The following is a 16,978-nucleotide window of genomic DNA, read 5'->3' as shown; positions in this document are numbered from 1 at the left end:
TATGATAAAAACTGCAATACGATCAACAGCTCTTATATTTCTTTTTTTGGGATTTTTAGGATATTCTCAGAATAAGAAAAACTTTTCCAATATCCCGAATATTTTGCAGCAGATTATTCCGAATGACAGGATAGATTCCTGGGTGCTGGTTTATAACAGCTACGGAAAAAACCAGGAGATCAAAACATCTGGAAAAACAGACTATACACCACAGTTTTCCGGATTTAATCTCTTTCCTGAAGAAGACAGCTTTTACTATATCGCTTATGCAGCAGGCGGGAAAATAAATTATATTACAGATCTTGAAGGCCTGAAAAAGTTCGTTGGTAAAATTGACAATGCGGAAGAAGCGGCTATTTCCCTGACGGCTGACGGATATATGGTAGATGAGGAGTTTAAAGATGTTGCGGGCAATTACTATGAAGATTCGCGCAATTATTACCTGGATATAGGCAAACTTACCTCAAAAGCATGTCCTTACCAGAAAACCCACTACACCCTGACGGTAAGCAAGGGTACAGGAACGGTTTCTAACGTCAAGGATAATGGAACTTACATTGAACTTTACAATAAGAAATGTGCCAATAACCCGAGGCTTTTAAAAATCGAGAAAAAAGAAGAACCTAAAGATGAGCCTAAAAAATCAACAAAACCTACAAAAAGAAAATAGTTTCTACGAAACGGAACGATTGATCCTTCGTCCGGTATCTTTGGACGATGGAGCATTTATACTTGACCTTTACAACAGACCAAAATTTATTCAGTTTATTGGAGACCGTAACCTGAAAACGGGTGCTGATGCAGAAAACTATATTAAAAACCGTTTTTTTCCTCAAATGGAAAAGCTTGGTTTTGGAAATTATCTGATGGTCACAAAAGAAGGAAATCAAAAAATCGGTGCGGTGGGAATCTTCGAAAGAGAAGGTCTTGATGTTGTGGATATAGGTTTTTCCTTATTGGATGAATTTGAAGGAAAAGGGTACGCATACGAAGCTGCTTTCAAAATAAAATCTATCGGAATGGATGATTTCGGCTTAAAAAAGATTTCCGCAATTACCACAAAAGATAATTTCTCATCCCAAAAATTAATTGAAAAATTAGGGTTAAAATTCCAAAGAATCGTAACAATTCCCGGTGATACGGAAGAATTGATGTATTACGAATCAGAATAAATCCTTTTTTGAAAAGATATTTTCACAAACAGCACAATAATTAATACTGTGAAATTTGTGAAAATATTCATGCTGTTTTTGTTTAGATTATCCTTCCAGAATCTGTTCAGCAGCAGTTTTTGAAGTTACTTTCTCAATGACTCTTGTACAGATTCTGCTTTCGTCGAAAATAAAAGTGGTTCTTACAATTCCCATATATGTTTTTCCGAAAGTTTTTTTCTCCTGCCAGACTCCGAATTTCTCAATGATGTCATGATTCTCATCGGCAATCAGATCATAAGGAAAAGCAAATTTGCTGTGGAAATTTTTCTGTTTTTTAATAGAATCTCCACTTATTCCCAGCAATTGGAATCCTGCTTTTTCCAGTTTGGAATAATTATCACTCAAATTACACGCTTCAACAGTACATGTGGGAGTGTTGGCTTGAGGATAAAAGAAAATCACTAATTTTTTCCCAGTCAATTTTGATGAGGTTACCGTTTCCCCGTCCTGATTGGTTCCTTCAAATTCCGGTAATTTATCTCCAACTTTAAGCATAATAATTTATTTTTGCTCAAATTTAATGGTTAAATGACAAAAAAACAAAGAGCAGCTCTCGTTCAGCTCGAATTAGAGAAACTTTATCCCGAAGTTCCCATTCCTTTGGAGCACACAGATGCCTATACTTTAATGGTTGCTGTGGCGCTTTCTGCACAGACCACCGATAAAAAAGTGAATCAGGTTACACCAAATCTTTTTAAAGTTGCAGGAACGCCTGAAAAAATGGCAAAACTTGAAGTCGCAGAGATCAAAGAACTGATCAAAGAAATCGGACTCTCCAATACAAAAGCCAAAAACCTGAAAAGAATGGCAGAGCTTCTTTTGGAAAAACATAATGGAGTAGTGCCTCAAACCTATGAAGAACTGGAAGCGCTTCCTGGCGTAGGTCACAAAACCGCTTCTGTGGTAATGAGTCAGGGCTTTGGATTTCCTGCTTTTCCCGTCGATACACACATTCACAGATTAATGACGCAATGGAAGCTTACTTCCGGAAAAAATGTAGTAGAAACCGAAAGAGATGCAAAAAATCTCTGGAAGGAAGATGTATGGAATAAACTGCATCTGCAGATTATTTTCTACGGAAGAGAATATTCTCCCGCAAGAGGGAAAGGGGAGAAGGATTTCATTACGAAAATGCTGTTTGAAAAATAAGAGTCGCAAAATTCCCCTCCCGTGGAGGGATAGCGAAAATTCAGAGAATTTTTGACGGGGTGGTTAAACAAATAATAATTAAAAAAATCACTTTACATCCAGCAATCTTCTATGATAATTAATCTGTCCCAGATGATAGTTCAGATGAGAAAGCAGATGTATCAGGAAATATCCGGTTGTCATTTTATAGCCTAAGGCTTCGGTAGGATAATCTTTTTCTAATTCTGCCTCAGACAGTCTGTCAAGCGTTGAATCAACGATTTCAATGACTGATTTAACCTTGTCAATAAGCTCTATTTTAGAAATATCCTTTAGTGAAAATTCCAGATCACGCTGTCTGACATATCCGGTGTTTCCAAGCTGTGCGCCGATGTAAGTATTAAGATTTCCTACCAAATGAAGACAAAGGTTTCCGGCAGAATTTGAAATATTCTTATCAATTTTCCACATGGCTTCTTCATTTTGGTAAGCCTCAATTTCTGTTTTTAACTTATTTAAATCTCTGTTGTAGAGAGATCTCAGGTTTTCTGTGATCATCCTTTGAAAATTAATTTGATCTAAATTTAAGAATATCTAAAACAAAAAAGCCACAAAATTAATTTGTGGCTTACATATTTTATAAAGAATCTCTTCCATTAAATTACTTCTGCTTCTTGGCCCAAAGTTCCATCTTCCTGTTCATAACATCAAGAGGCAGGCATCCCTGGCTTAAAATCTCATCATGGAAGCTCGCCAGATTAAACTTCTTTCCAAGCTCTTTCTGATACAGATCTCTCAGCTCACGGATTCTTAAAGATCCAATTTTATACCCCAGTGCCTGTCCCGGCATTGCCATATATCTTTCCACTTCTGCAGTTGCGCTGGCTTCATCATAGGAAATATTGCTCAGGAAATATTTAATGGCTTCTTCTCTGCTCATCGTTCCGGTATGAATTCCTGTATCAACGACCAGTCTTACGGCTCTCAGCATCTGATCGCTCAGGTAGCCCATTTTCTGGTAAGGATCCGTGTACAGCCCGAATTCAGGACCTAGTGTTTCGCAATAATGTGCCCATCCTTCACCATACGCACCAAACCATCCGAATCTCATAAACTTAGGCAACTTTGTATTCTCCTGCTGCAGAGAGACCTGATAATGATGCCCCGGAATAGCTTCGTGCAGGAAAAGAGACTCCATCCCTGAAGTTATATTGAATTTTGCAGGATCAGGAAGAGGCATATAAAATATTCCCGGTCTTTTTCCATCCGGAGTTCCCTGGATATATTCTGCACTGGCACTTGCTTCCCTGAACTTTTCCGTCTGTCTGATCTCAAACTTCGTTTTAGGGGTTACACTGAACATTGTTTTCAGTTTTGGGGTGATCTTCGCTAAAATATTGTTGAACCCATTCAGAACCTCTTTAGATGTTTTATACGGCATCGCTTTAGGATCTGTTTTCACAAAGTTGATAAACTCTTCCAGTGTTCCTGAAAAGCCTACCTGCTGCTTTACTTTTTCCATTTCTGCACGGAGCATGGCCACCTGCTGTAATCCTGTTTTGTTAATCTCTTCAGGGGTTTTCCTTGTTGTTGTCCAGCTTTTAACGTAATATCTGTAAATTTCATTTCCGTTCGGAAGGCTGTTATAGCCATCTGTATCCCTGGCTTTCGGAAGATATTCCTTCTCAAGGAATGCGCCCATTTTAGTATATGCCGGAATGATCTTTTTGGCAATGGCATCCGCATAAAGAGCCGAATATTTGTCTTTCTGGGCTTTGGTAAAATCTTTCGGGAAATTTTTGACAGGTCCGTAGAAAATATTTTTTTCCATATCAGTTGTCGTGATCTCTTCAGCTTTCATTTGAGGGATCATTTTGACAACCAGTTTTTTAGGAAGAACCACTTTATTATTAATGCCTTCACGGAAGTTTTCTGTAGCCGCATTCATCCAGTCCGGGAATTTTTCCATTCTTTTCAGCCAGTCGCTGTAGTCCTTTTCGGTTTTGAAAGGCTGGCTTCCCTCTCCGCTTCCATACAGCGGGAAATTCAGCGGAAGGCCTCCAAACTGGGTAAACGGAATATATTCAGGGTGATAGGCATATCCTTCAATTTTATCCTTTAAAGTATAGTCCAGAACATCATACACCACCTTTTCGTCATCTGAAAGAGCTTTATAATCAACATTTTCCAGCTGTTTCTGTACAGAATTGTAAAAAGCGATCTCCCCGGAAATAAAATCTTTGTCAATATTGATGGGAAGCTGGTCATTATACCTCGTATCTCCCTGAGAAGTAGCCTCTAAAGGATATAATTTAAGATACTGCTCATAATAGTTGGATGCAATAGAATCCATATTCGTAGGAGTTACCTTCGTAAGCGGAGAATCAGATTTTTTGCAGGAAGCAAGGCTGATTATCAGTCCCAGTCCTAAAATACCTTTTGATAAAATGTTTTTCATTTTCAGAATCTTTATGCAGCAAAAGTAAGTATTATTGACGTACGGAAAAATCAGGCATAATGATTTAAAAAAATAATTTTCAAAATATTTTCAACTTTGAATCAATTTTTTATCTTTGTCTAAAGCATTTAACAATCATATTATTACAGCTCTTTTTTAAGAAATAATGAAAGGGATTTTAAAAATTTACCATCCGGAGGAAACCCTAAAATACAATATTAGAAACACTTATTGTAAAGCGGTCTACAGCAACCAACAGCATTTATTAGAGGTTGAAATTATAACGGATGACAGTTTGGATCATGTAGATGATGATTCATTACAGTACAACTTTCCGCAGCTTTCACTTGAAGTTTTTGATTTTCCTATCGAATCAAAGGAGATTGAAGGGAAAACAATCACCATTAATGATTCTGATGAAGAAACCTACACGGAAGTGGATTTATTCGACGACGAAGATGCCTTTATCTATGATAATGAGCTCCAGTTTGAGAAAAATGAAGAGGGAGAACTTCAGGTAATCTGGAAAGGGACTATTGACGACTTCTATACAGGATCCGCTACGCCAATCCCATTCCGGTTGAAATGCGAATTTAAGCAGGATACTATTGACATAGACGAGGAATAAACATTTCCCCGTCATTTTTATATCAGATTTCTTTTCAAAATTTCTTTTTGGAAAGAAATTTGCTGTCTCTCAATCATAACAAATTTTAAGTTGTTTTTAAGCAATTTTTAAGAGAGCAATTCATAATATTCCACTACATTTGTCGTTAAATTTTTATAAAAATTCACATTAATGCTGTTAACGGAACTTACTCAGATTTTATTTGCACAGATCACTGCTCCTGCAGTTGCAACAGACGATTTAGAATTTTCATTTTGGAAGATCATGTTCCACGGAGGGGCTTTTGCTAAAATTGTAATGTTTATCGTTTTGGCCTTGGGTGTATTTTCACTGTACCTGTTTTTTGAACGTTTTTTCTTTATTAAAAGGCTTACTTCAAAAACAGATGCCAATTTCATGGACAATATTGAAGATTTTATCAAAGAAGGAAAGATAGAATCAGCGGCAGATTACTGCAAAAGACAAAATTCTCCGGAAGGAAGAATTCTGGAAAAAGGAATTTCCAGATTGGGACGCCCTGTTTCGGACATTGTAAGTGCCATGGAATCACAGGCTCAGGTAGAAGTAGCCAATATGGAGAAGAATCTTAACCTTTTGGCAGTGGTGCCGAGTATTGCGCCGATGCTGGGACTTTTAGGAACGGTTATCGGGATGATTATCGCTTTCTTCAACCTTTCCCATGCAACAGGATCTTTCTCTCCGAAAACACTATCTGAAGGTATTTATACTGCATTGGGACAAACGGCGGTAGGTTTGGCTGTAGCTATTCCTGCTAACTTTTTCTACAATATTCTTTTAACCAGAATTGATAAGTTTGTATTGAAAACGCAGAATATGTCGGGAGAATTTTTGGACCTTATCAACAAACCTTTATAAATCTTTCTTATGAAAATTCAGAGAAGAAATAAAGCCAACCCGGAATTCAGTTTAGCAGCGATGACAGATGTTATCTTGCTGATGCTGATATTCTTTATGATAACTTCATCAGCAGCCAATCAGAGCGCTATTGATGTAAAGTTACCGAAAGCGGGAGCCGTAGAAGATAATATTCCGAATCCTTTAACGGTAAGTATTAAGCCGGACGGGTCTTATTTTGTTGATGATACCCCCGTTACAAGAGAACAATTGGAATCAACCATTGTCAGTAAATTAACAGGTCAGGCGAATAAATCATTTACTATTCGTGCAGATGAAAATACCATGCATAAAGATGTTGTTTTTGTCATGGAAATCGCTGAAAAAAATAAATTTAATCTCGCTATTGCAACAGTTAAAGATAAATAAACGTTTCCGGAATAGCCGGAAAGAATCATTTAAAATGAGAAGCTATTTAATAAATAAAAATGAGGAAACCCGCGATAGAATAAAGAGTGTATTGCTTTCTATTCTCATTTGGGCTGCGGTCCTTCTTTTTGTTTTTTTATATAAACTAAAGCCTGAACTGGATAAGGAACCGGAAGTGGTGACGACAATGCTGGTCAATTTCGGGGACAACAGAAACGGAAACGGTATTGAAGAACCTGCTGATCAGCCGGGAAGTTTAGCTGCCGCTACAGAAGAAGTAACTCCTGAACCGGCTGAAACACCTGTGCCGGAAACGAAAACAGTGGTAAAGCCTGAACCGGCAACCGAACCGAAGAAAACTGAGGTAAAAGAAAGGGTGATTACAGGAAATAATCCGAAGGTAAGTGTTCCTAAGAAAGAAGAATCCAAAAAAGAAGATAAGAAGGCAGCAACCAGTGCAAGTGCTTCAAAAAACACAAAGAAATCCGGGGCAGCAACCTCCAATTCTAAAACCGGAAACGGTGACGGAAAGGGAACTGCAGCCATCGGAAACCTGATCAGAGGAAGAGGAACAAAAGCCGGAAGCCAGGGAACGGGTACCGGAATAGGTAATGCGGGAGATCCTCTGGGTGGAGATGGAAACGGTGACAGCAAAGTAGGAATCGACAGAAAACTGGTAGGATATATCCCCGGAACAATGGGAAGAGGCGGTTCACAACCATCTCACAGCTGTACGGCAGGAGGATCTATTACTATTGCTTACACAGTAGATAAAGCAGGAAATGTAGTCTCTGCAAGAAGAGCAGGAGGCGTTTCGGATCCCTGTGTAGCTTCCACCTCGGTAGCCTGGGTGAAAAAGTATGTTAAAGCCGAGAAAGCAAGCACATCCTCTACCGGAACTTATAAAATTACATTCTAAAATACAAAAGCACTTTATTCAAGTGCTTTTTTCATTTCATTGATTCTGTTGATCACAGGAAGCGCAAAAATTCCGCTGGTCTGGAGATAAAGCTCATAAAACGTTTTTGCTTTGTCTAAAAAGTCTTTATTATCCCCTTGCTTACCTTTGAAGTAGAAAAGATTGCCCAGCATTTCATAATAATCTTTATGGTCTCTCTCCTGTCTTTCATTGACCATTGCGATGATCTCTTCTTTTGTTTTCGAAGAAATTTCTGTGAAATCTATTTTGAAGATATCTTTCATTAAAGAATCAAAGTCCAGTTCTTTCTGCATTAAACTTTCTTCAGGCTTGTCTAAGATCAGTTTTTCCAATGCTTGAGTTAACTGACGTATTAATCTTAATGTGAATTCTTTATCTGTAATCATAGTAGTTTTAATTTTGTTGCTGGTTTTTTAGTTGCCAGCTATTTGTTTTATGTTCGCCAGCTTAACTGTACGTATTTTATAAAGCTATTTATTTTTTCTCCCAAGAGTTGATATTGTTCTGTTTTTCATTTAAATCTGAATATTAATCAGGGTAAAGTCTTACTATTTTTGAAAAACGTAGGAACTAGAAACCCAGCAAGTGACACCAAATTATGCAAAAAACAAATATGCCAGTGCAATTGCAGTGATAACCCCGACTAAATCTGCCAGGAGCATGGCAATTACCGTATATCTCGTATTCTTTACAGCTACTGCTCCAAAGTAAACGGCAATGACGTAGAACGTGGTATCTGAACTTCCCTGAAGAACCGCTGCCAGTTTTCCCTGGAAGCTGTCTGCCCCGAATGTAGCCATGGTATCGACCATCATTCCTCTGGCTCCGGAACCTGAAAGAGGTTTGATCAGTGCAGTCGGAAGTCCGTCCACAAATCTTGGATCAAATCCGGCGGTGTTGGCTACCCATTTCATTCCGTCTATTATGACATCAAAAACGCCTGAAGTTCTTAAAAGAGAGATTGCGATTAGCATTCCCACCAAATAAGGAATGATCTTGACGCAGGTCGTGAAGCCTTCCTTCGCGCCATCAATAAATGCATCAAAAACGTTGATCTTTTTATAAACAGCCCCAAGAACAATTGCAAGGAAAATAAAGAGAATCAGTCCGTTACTTAATACTTTGCTGAACGTATCCAATTCGTCTTTGCTTAATTGAACCAAATAAACAACCAGAAGCGCAATAAGAGCTGAAATTCCCCCTACATAAGCGATTACTACCGGACGAAGCAGATTGATCTTCTGGTAGAGAGATACAATGATCATTGCTGCCAATGTTGCTGCAAAAGTGGCAATCATGCAGGGAAGGAAAATATCGGTTGGGGTTTTCGATCCCATTGACGCCCTGATCGCAATGATAGAAACCGGTATAAGTGTCATTCCGCCTGCGTGGAGACACAGAAACATGATCTGTGAATTGCTGGCGGTATCTTTATTAGGATTTAAGGTCTGAAGGCTTTCCATTGCTTTTAAACCAAATGGGGTAGCGGCATTGTCCAGTCCCAGGAGGTTGGCGCTGAAATTCATCAGCATATGTCCGAAAGCCGGATGGTTTTTAGGAATGTCAGGAAATAATTTTGAGAAAAATGGTTGTATAAAACGGCTTAAAAGATTGATCCCGCCTGCTTTTTCCGCAATACTCATGAATCCCATAAACAGCGTCATGATCCCAATCAGGCCGATACAGATTTTTACTGCAGTTTCGGAAGTTCCGATCACCCCGTCTGATTCCTGAACTCTGTAAACGTTTACGTTCTGTTTTAAGGAATCTGTTTTATAATGAATCCTGCTGTCTGCAAAATCATTTTTTTTCATCAGACTGTCTCTGACAACGGGTGTAAGCGTATTCATCGGCTGTGAAGCGATCTGAACTGTGTCACCGCCTTTTCCTACCACCATATCATTGAAGATGGTTTTGTAGTGGCCGGATGAAACGTATTTTATACTGGCTATGGCAATGGCAATGATAATGAAAGCCGACCAAATTCTGCTGAGGACCATTTTAGTTTATTTTGGTCTTAAATGTAGCGAAAATTTAAGAAAAAATGAATAAATCCAATGTGAAGCGGTGAGTTCACACTGATATAAAGGTCTGTAACGATATATGTGAAACTACAGAAAGCAATTCCCTTAAAAGAATAATATATATACGGAATACAGTATTGATAATAAGCCCAGTAAGCAAATTATAAACCCCACGTATGTTAAGATTTTGGGAATATTACCCAGTGTTTCACTTTTTTGCTTTTCCATTTTATTCTCCTAGTTCTAACTGATTTTTGATTAAAGAAAAATATTTTCCTTTTAAATTGATTAATTCATCGTGAGAACCTGCTTCAATGATAGTACCATTATCCAGCACTATTATTTGATCTGCATTTATAACGGTAGACAACCGGTGGGCAACGACTATCATTGTTCTGTTCCTGAAGAAACTGTTTATATTATCTACAATTATTCTTTCGTTTTCCGAGTCAAGGGAATTGGTGGCTTCATCAAAAAAAATATAATCGGGATTTTTATAAATCGTTCTTGCAATTAATAAGCGCTGGCGTTGTCCGTGGCTGATGCCGATCCCTTCAGCTCCAATAATTGTGTTTTCTTTTAGTAATAAAGAGTTGACAAAGGTTTTTATATTGGCAAGTTCTAAGGCTTTATCCAGCATTTCAATATCCGGGTTATCCTCCAATGACACATTGTATTTAATGGTGTCTGAAAAAATTACACTGTCCTGTAATATAACGCCACATTTATTTCTCCATAGCTGATTGTTAATAGTATCAATCTGATGATTCCCCACCTCAATAGTTCCCATTTGAGGAGTGTAAAATTTTAAAATCAATTTTAATAAAGATGTTTTACCGCTTCCGCTTACTCCTACAATTGCGGTGGTCTTATTTTTAGGGATAAGCAAATCAATATTTTTCAGAACAAAATTTTTATGATCATAAGAAAAACTTACGTTGCTGAATTTGATATTCTCCGTTTCATGAAGGCTATTAACGGTGCTTATATTATCCTCGTCTTTTTTATTATGAATTTCGTTTAATCTTTCAAAACTGATTTTAACCAATTGGTATTGCATTACAAAAGTGATCAGTTGATTGATAGGTGCACTGATGCCGCCCAGAATGAACATTACGGATAACATTCCCCCAATTGTCATTTTAGCATCTATAACCGCCATAGATGCAAAAAATATAACTAATATTGTCTGAAAGAAGCTTACAAAACGGTAACTCTGATATTTCTGATCTATTTTCAGTTTTTCCAGCCTGTTATAATATATGTTTTTCTGGATAGACTGCCATTGTCTTGTTTTTGATTCTTCAAGGTTATTTAATTTTATTTCCTGAATGGAATTGATCATCTCGTACATTTTGTTCTGATCCTTTGAAAGAAGGGAAAAATCCTTGTGATCATTTACTCTTATTTTTTCCAGAAAGCTAAAGATCCAGAGGAGTTCAACGATGGAACATATCAGCACAGTTAAGAAAATATTAAGACTGAAATAAAGCAGTATTGCCGAGTATACAACAACACTGAAAATGGCAAATACAGTTTGGATCAATTGCTGGGAGAGGAATCCCTCGACTCTTTTATGATCGTTAATCCGCTGTGTAAGGTCTCCGATGTTCTTGGAATTAAAATACTGAAAAGGCAACCTTGTCAGTTTTATCAGAAAATCAGAAATGATGGAAAAGCTGATCCGGCTGCTTATATGCATGAACAACCAGGAGCGGTAATATTCCAGCGATATTTTGCTTAAGAAAAGAATGATCTGTGCACTCAGTACAAGGTATATAAAATTAATATTTTTATGGATAATTCCTTTATCAACCACTTTTTGGGTGAAAAAGGGAAAAATAAGCTCTATAAAGGATGATAATAAAAGGGTTAAAGCAATAAGGAAAAACTGTATTTTATGTTTTTTGAGGTATTGGGTAACATAATTCAGGTTAATCATTTTTGCCTTAACGGTATTTTTTTTAACTGACATTAATGATTCTGTCGGTTCCAAAACAAGTATAATTCCATCATCCCCATTTTGGGTCCATCCTTTTATGAATTCTTCTTTTTTATACACCGTTTTTCCGAATCCGGGATCTGCAACAAAAATTTTGGATTTTGTGATTTTGTATACAACGACATAATGATTCTGGTTCCAAAAAAAAATAGAAGGCAGCTGAACATTTTTCACCATTTTTTGGAAATCCAATTTTACGGGAATAGGGTTGAACCCCACTTCCTTAGAGATGGTTTTAAGGTCAGAAATGGATAAGCCCTGTCTTGAAATATTGGAGCCGGTAATGATTTCATTTTCAATATGAAAATTGTCATTGTAATATTTGCCGATCATTCTCAAACAAGCGAAACCACAATCCTGACTGTCTAATTGCTTGATAAATGGAAAGTTTTTTTTAAGCATATTCAGTTTTTCGGAAGCTTTCTAAAAAGTCTGTGTATTCAGGTTCCTGAATGGTAGGCAGGGTTTCATTGATGATTTCCAAGGCATGCTCATAAGTGAGTTTCTGAACCTGAGATCTTTCCCTTATTTCCGGAATCATGGCATCAACCACTTTATTCTGAAGGTGTGTAATGAGCTTTAGCATGTCATTACAATATATGGTAGGATTATTAAATCCGTTTTCTGCACTATATCTGTGAGGAATATATCCGCCTCCGCATATATCCTGAACCGGACATGCAAGACATTTTTTGGGAAGGAAAAAATTAGAATGATAATAGAGCCTGATCAGTTCTGAATCAAAAATATCATCAAGATCATTATCTATGATATTAAGGTTGTTTTTAGTGAAGCTTTCTCCACAGATTTTTAGTACATCCAGTGTTTCAATACTTCCATTTGTTTCAATAATAATAGTCTTGTTATACCCTTTTCCATAAGCATCGGATTTTATATCTAACCCATAAATCCCATTAAGCATATTTACGAAGTAATTGATTGCGATTCCCTCCTTATGGGGATACCATTCGTCAAAAATCTTGATCAGCCAGTCGGCGGTTTCGAATTCTGCGGAATCATGAGCATCATGGTTTTTATCCAATAACAATAAATCGTATCCCAGGATACCAAGACTACAGAAATGTCTATAAGAATCTATTGGATTGAGTTTTGAATTGACAACAGAAAGAATACCAAAATCCACAGAATGCTCGAGACATTTATTAACGCCACGAATTACTTTGTCATAAGTTCCTTTTCCTTTAAAATCTATTCTGTTTTGGTCATTGATTTCTTTTACTCCATCAAGGCTTATTCCAATTCCCATTTTATATTTATTAAAAATCTCGCACCATTCATCATCTATTAATAGGGCATTGGTCTGCAGGCCTAAAACGATCTTAAGGTTGTCATTCTCTATGGATTTTAGAATTTCTATGATCGTGATCATTTTAGTTTTCCCATAAAGTAAAGGTTCTCCTCCATGAAAAGTAATACTGAATTTTCTCAGATCATGCTGAACACAGTGCTTTTTTATTCTCTCCGCCAGAATTTGTACATTTTCAATACTTATAAACTTGGGCTGATGAATATATGAACTGTCTCCCATGTTATACATGTAACAGTAGGTACAGTTGATATTACATCTGCTGCAAATTTTTAATACTATTTGATCGATATTTCTCATGCTTTAATGGTTTTAATGGTTATTTATTACAAATGAAGCAGAACTGTTTTAAGCATCAGTTAAAAGCCTATATAAGATTGTTTAAAAGTCTGATGATAATTTTATAAGAGACTGTCTTTTTAAAGACAGTCTCTTAATGAGATTTTACAATTGTGTTAAGGTAACATCAATTTGTCTGGAGTATGACTGTCCGTAGTGTTCGGTATAGGATTGCGAATAAGACTGAGCATAGCCTATTATACCTGTTCCACCAACAACATCCTCGTTTAAGATGTTCTCTAATAAAACTGCTTTTGAAGATAATTCTTCGTTCTCAGATGATTTGCAGATGTCTAGCAATTCGTCTTTTTTTAGAAAAAACTTTTCCATTGTTTTTAGTTTTTAAAATATTAAACAAGTAAATCATAGTTTAGAGAGATTAATTTTTTATTTGCTCTTTGCTTGCAAGCGTTTATCTAAAAACTTTTCCTGCTGATAATTGCTAAAATTATAAACATGGAAAGTTGTTAAATCTTAATTTATTCTTTGTTTTTCCTCGGTGTTTACCTCCTTTTTTCTGTATAGATCCAGTTTCTGACCGAAGCCATAAACCAAAGTGAGGTTTATTCGTCTAATGTCTGCATAGTCATAATTACTCTGTCTGATATTGTTGACGGTTTGAGTAAAAGTTTGTTTGTTGGTTTTTAAAATATCAACAGCTTCAATAGTTACATTGAGTTTCTGTTTAAATAAACTTGTTTTAAATCCAAGATTTAATTGGCTAAAACTTGATAGCTCATAACTTCCTGCCAAAGAAGGTAATCTATATAAGAAAGAAACTTCTGCCCGGTATTTTTTATCCTTATCCAGAATCACAGAATTAACTGTTTTAAAACTGCCGGAGAAAGCACTGCTGCTCTTCAATTCCGGGATATTGGAACGGGATCTTGTATAGTACACCGAAAGATTATTATTGCTTTCCCACCGGTTCAGGCTAAAACTATAACCCTGGTAAATCCCTACATTATACTGGTTATAGGCGTTGGTAGGAATCACACGCTGGATGGGAGACTCCGGACTTACAAAGGTAACCTGATCAATCGCATCATTAATAAAACTTGCATAAAGCATGGTATATGAATTCTTATATAAATAAGAGAGTTCTATATTATCGGTTGTATAGGCACTTAGAAACGGATTACCTTCAGCATAATTAAAAGATGTACTATAAAATCTGAAGGGATTCAGGTTATTATATGTAGGTCTGTTAATTCTCCTGTTATAGTTGAGGCCAAGAGACTTATTCTCTTTAAAAGAATAGCTTATGTTGAATGTAGGAAACAGCATAAAATATTCATTTTTATTTTTTTGAGAAAGAGTAACCGAATTTCCCTCCGTTTGCGTATTCTCTCCTCGGAATCCCAGCTGAACCTCTATTTTGTCACTGAGCTTTTTTGAGCCGGAAATGTATAATGCCTGTGTGTTTTCTTTGTATTCAAAACTATTGGACTTTGAAGGATCAGGTTCAGAAATGCCAAGTGTGGTATTGAAAAAAGAAACATTACTTTCGTTATTAATAAAAGTGAGTTTTGCTCCAAAATTCAGCTTGGCCCATTGTGTTGGGTAGTCAAAATCCAATCTGGATGTAATTATATTTACATCAAGGTTACTGCTGTTCCTGGCTGAAAAATAGTTTTCCGGCTTCAATGTATGATCTGAAAAGTAAGAATTGCTATTAAAATTATTCAATGCACTTGTGCTAAAATTCAGGTAATCAAAATCATAACTTATTTTACGACCTATTGTATCTAATTTGATAACAGAATATAAATTAAATGCATTTGAATGTCGATTAATCTCAATTCTTGAGTTATTTTGGATCAGAGAGTCCAATATTTGAGAAGTATTAAATATGGAAGAACTGTTTTGTGATTTGATCAGCGGATTGCTCACAGAACCTGAGTATTCGCCCCCGATTCTTACTTTATCATTGATTTTGTAATCAATAGTGAACCGGCCTCCAAAATTGTTTATATAGCTTCTTTTAACGTTTTCTTCTTTCCATGTATAGTTCGGATATTCAAGTGTATACTTTTGATAAGGCTCCTGACTGCCGTTTCCATAGTTTACACTTGATGTGAATGTAAGCTTGCCTCTGTTATAATTAAATCCTGTTCCTGTATTTGAGCTTAATCTTTTAGATTGTGTTAATGTGAGCCTTACATTCCCATTATAAGAATCTGTCTTTGCGTTTTTTGTAATGATATTAATAAGTCCGCTGTTTCCCTGTGCGTCATACTTAGAAGGGGGGCTCGTTATCACTTCTATTGATTTGATATCTTCGGTTCGGATATTTTTCAGAAAATTGGCAAGATCATCACCCGAAAGATTGAGTATCCGGTCATTAACCATTATAGCCATACTGCTTTTTCCTATCATTGAAATCTTATTATTTTGAACAAATAGGCCTGGTGTTATGTTTAAAGCATCCATTGCATCCCCACCTGTGGCTGAAATTGAATTTTCAACATTGAAAACAAGTCTGTCAACTTTTCTTTCAATCAGTTTTTTCTTTCTTGAAACGTTAATTTCCTGAATCGAAACCTCTTTATTGTCAATTGTTATCTTTTCCTTAATATCATTTATAATTTCCAGATCTTTTTCATAGATTAATTTTCCATCTTTCAATACTGATAACTTATAATTTCCATTTTGAGGAACCCTAATGAAGAAATTTCCTTTCTCATCACTAATGCCGGAGAATCGCGCTTTTTCCTGGCTTAAAGAAACTTCTGCATAATCAATTCCTGACTGTTGAGAACTTATCAGCTTCCCGGTTACACTTTGTCCGTTTATGATTATTCCTGTAAAAAGAATAATAATTTTGAAAAGAATTAATATATTTTTCTTCATTGAAATCAAAGTTAGAAACTCAGTTTTTTTTTGATGCTACACAAAAGTGTAGTATTGTTGGTGATTAGGTAAAACTACACCTTGGTGTAGTTGTTCACTGCTGCTGCACAGAAGGTGCCTGTGCTTATCAAGGAAATTTTTCAATCCCGGATAGGTAAGAATTACCGGCACTGTTTCAGAACCCAAATAGTGAATGGAAGTAGTAATGGCAATGGCTTCAATACCAAGTACTTTAAGGGTTCTTAATAGTTTTACGTCACATTCTGCAATTGCAATGGCCTTATTGTTTTTGCAAACATCACTAATGGCGTGGGCCATCAGCATTTTGAACAGACGGATACCCATTTCATCGGGATCTTTTTTTATAGCAAATCTTCCAATATGCCAGATCTCATAATGGTTAGTATTAATAAGATCTTTGAGGTTAATGGAAAACATTTTTTCGATAGGAAGGATGTCACTATGGTTCCATCTTAGAGTTCTGATGGATCCAATAATTTCGTTGTCATAATTTTTAGCAATCAGAACCTTTGAATTGGAAAAGCGTAATTCTTCATCATGAATGTACTTTATTTCTTTGTTCATAATGCTTTGAATATCAGATGTTTTTTCATCATGGTGTGAAAAATTCTCTTCAACAACAAATCTCGCAAGCTGTTCTAAATCAGATTGATTCAAAACAGATAGTTTAATATTTTTCATGGTTTTAGTTATTTTAAATAAATTTATTCCGTTTTGAATAGGTTTCTGCTACACTTTTGTGTAGATTTGTTATTGAATT

Annotated in this window: 17 protein-coding genes; 7 read left to right on the top strand and 10 right to left on the bottom strand. The window is 36.2% G+C overall.

Translation table 11 applies throughout. The features are described from left to right. Window position 1: 1 nt before the first annotated feature. Both IX38_RS01485 and IX38_RS01480 read left to right on the top strand, forming a co-directional pair. The gene (locus IX38_RS01485; protein WP_034701078.1) at window positions 2–670 is read left to right on the top strand and encodes a hypothetical protein; all 669 of its coding nucleotides are present in this window, start codon (window positions 2–4) and stop codon (window positions 668–670) included. Next, on the top strand, window positions 630–1,172 hold the full coding sequence (locus tag IX38_RS01480; RefSeq protein ID WP_051884385.1) for a GNAT family N-acetyltransferase: 543 nt from the start codon (window positions 630–632) through the stop codon (window positions 1,170–1,172). Before IX38_RS01485 ends, IX38_RS01480 begins: the two co-directional genes overlap by 41 nt. 87 nt (window positions 1,173–1,259) lie before the next feature. Here IX38_RS01480 and bcp read toward each other — a convergent pair whose 3' ends face one another. Further along, window positions 1,260–1,709 carry a thioredoxin-dependent thiol peroxidase gene (gene bcp, locus IX38_RS01475; protein ID WP_034701077.1) on the bottom strand — a complete coding sequence of 150 codons (450 nt, stop codon included), beginning with the start codon at window positions 1,707–1,709 and terminating at the stop codon, window positions 1,260–1,262. Between the two features lie 33 nt (window positions 1,710–1,742). Between bcp and IX38_RS01470 the strand changes: the two genes are divergently transcribed. Then, window positions 1,743–2,363 carry an endonuclease III domain-containing protein gene (locus IX38_RS01470; RefSeq protein WP_034701076.1) on the top strand — a complete coding sequence of 207 codons (621 nt, stop codon included), beginning with the start codon at window positions 1,743–1,745 and terminating at the stop codon, window positions 2,361–2,363. Between the two features lie 87 nt (window positions 2,364–2,450). On the opposite strand, the gene IX38_RS01465 is transcribed toward IX38_RS01470, so the two are convergent. Both IX38_RS01465 and IX38_RS01460 read right to left on the bottom strand, forming a co-directional pair. Next, on the bottom strand, window positions 2,451–2,900 hold the full coding sequence (locus IX38_RS01465) for a DinB family protein (RefSeq protein ID WP_034701075.1): 450 nt from the start codon (window positions 2,898–2,900) through the stop codon (window positions 2,451–2,453). 103 nt (window positions 2,901–3,003) lie between these two features. Continuing rightward, window positions 3,004–4,800: a DUF885 domain-containing protein gene (locus IX38_RS01460; RefSeq protein WP_034701074.1), complete on the bottom strand. Its 1,797-nt coding sequence runs from the start codon at window positions 4,798–4,800 to the stop codon at window positions 3,004–3,006. 166 nt (window positions 4,801–4,966) lie between these two features. On the opposite strand from IX38_RS01460, the gene IX38_RS01455 reads away from it, so the two are divergent. From IX38_RS01455 to IX38_RS01440, 4 genes are all read left to right on the top strand, one after another. Next, window positions 4,967–5,428: a hypothetical protein gene (locus IX38_RS01455; protein ID WP_034701073.1), complete on the top strand. Its 462-nt coding sequence runs from the start codon at window positions 4,967–4,969 to the stop codon at window positions 5,426–5,428. 171 nt (window positions 5,429–5,599) lie between these two features. Then, window positions 5,600–6,304 (top strand): MotA/TolQ/ExbB proton channel family protein, encoded by a 705-nt coding sequence (locus IX38_RS01450; protein WP_034701072.1) that lies wholly within the window; start codon window positions 5,600–5,602, stop codon window positions 6,302–6,304. A gap of 9 nt (window positions 6,305–6,313) precedes the next feature. Further along, window positions 6,314–6,712, top strand: a complete 399-nt coding sequence (locus IX38_RS01445; protein ID WP_034701071.1) for an ExbD/TolR family protein — start codon at window positions 6,314–6,316, stop codon at window positions 6,710–6,712. Between the two features lie 34 nt (window positions 6,713–6,746). Then, window positions 6,747–7,631: a hypothetical protein gene (locus tag IX38_RS01440; RefSeq protein WP_034701070.1), complete on the top strand. Its 885-nt coding sequence runs from the start codon at window positions 6,747–6,749 to the stop codon at window positions 7,629–7,631. Between the two features lie 14 nt (window positions 7,632–7,645). Here IX38_RS01440 and IX38_RS01435 read toward each other — a convergent pair whose 3' ends face one another. The 7 genes from IX38_RS01435 to IX38_RS01405 all read right to left on the bottom strand — a co-directional run bounded on the left by IX38_RS01435 (window position 7,646) and on the right by IX38_RS01405 (window position 16,899). After that, a complete protein-coding gene (locus IX38_RS01435; RefSeq protein ID WP_034701069.1) occupies window positions 7,646–8,038 on the bottom strand; it encodes a hypothetical protein in 393 nt (130 codons plus the stop codon). A 210-nt stretch (window positions 8,039–8,248) separates the two neighbouring features. Further along, on the bottom strand, window positions 8,249–9,652 hold the full coding sequence (locus tag IX38_RS01430) for a nucleoside recognition domain-containing protein (protein WP_034701068.1): 1,404 nt from the start codon (window positions 9,650–9,652) through the stop codon (window positions 8,249–8,251). Window positions 9,653–9,905: 253 nt separating this feature from the next. Continuing rightward, complete coding sequence (locus IX38_RS01425; RefSeq protein WP_034701067.1) at window positions 9,906–12,080, bottom strand: peptidase domain-containing ABC transporter; 2,175 nt, start codon at window positions 12,078–12,080, stop codon at window positions 9,906–9,908. Continuing rightward, entirely contained in the window at window positions 12,073–13,305 is a 1,233-nt protein-coding gene (locus IX38_RS01420) for a radical SAM protein (protein WP_084680147.1), read from the bottom strand. The genes IX38_RS01425 and IX38_RS01420 overlap by 8 nt, the downstream gene beginning before the upstream one ends. A 144-nt stretch (window positions 13,306–13,449) precedes the next feature. Beyond that, complete coding sequence (locus IX38_RS01415) at window positions 13,450–13,674, bottom strand: hypothetical protein (RefSeq protein ID WP_034701065.1); 225 nt, start codon at window positions 13,672–13,674, stop codon at window positions 13,450–13,452. Window positions 13,675–13,818: 144 nt separating this feature from the next. Next, a complete protein-coding gene (locus tag IX38_RS01410; protein ID WP_051884383.1) occupies window positions 13,819–16,197 on the bottom strand; it encodes a TonB-dependent receptor in 2,379 nt (792 codons plus the stop codon). Between the two features lie 36 nt (window positions 16,198–16,233). Then, window positions 16,234–16,899, bottom strand: coding sequence for an N-acyl amino acid synthase FeeM domain-containing protein (locus IX38_RS01405; protein ID WP_034701064.1), 666 nt, complete (start codon window positions 16,897–16,899; stop codon window positions 16,234–16,236). Window positions 16,900–16,978 lie beyond the last annotated feature (79 nt).

It is taken from the genome of Chryseobacterium luteum, assembly GCF_000737785.1.
GTDB lineage: Bacteria > Bacteroidota > Bacteroidia > Flavobacteriales > Weeksellaceae > Chryseobacterium > Chryseobacterium luteum.
The sequence above is the reverse complement of the archived record's forward strand: the minus strand, read 5'-3'. Positions and strand labels throughout refer to the sequence as shown.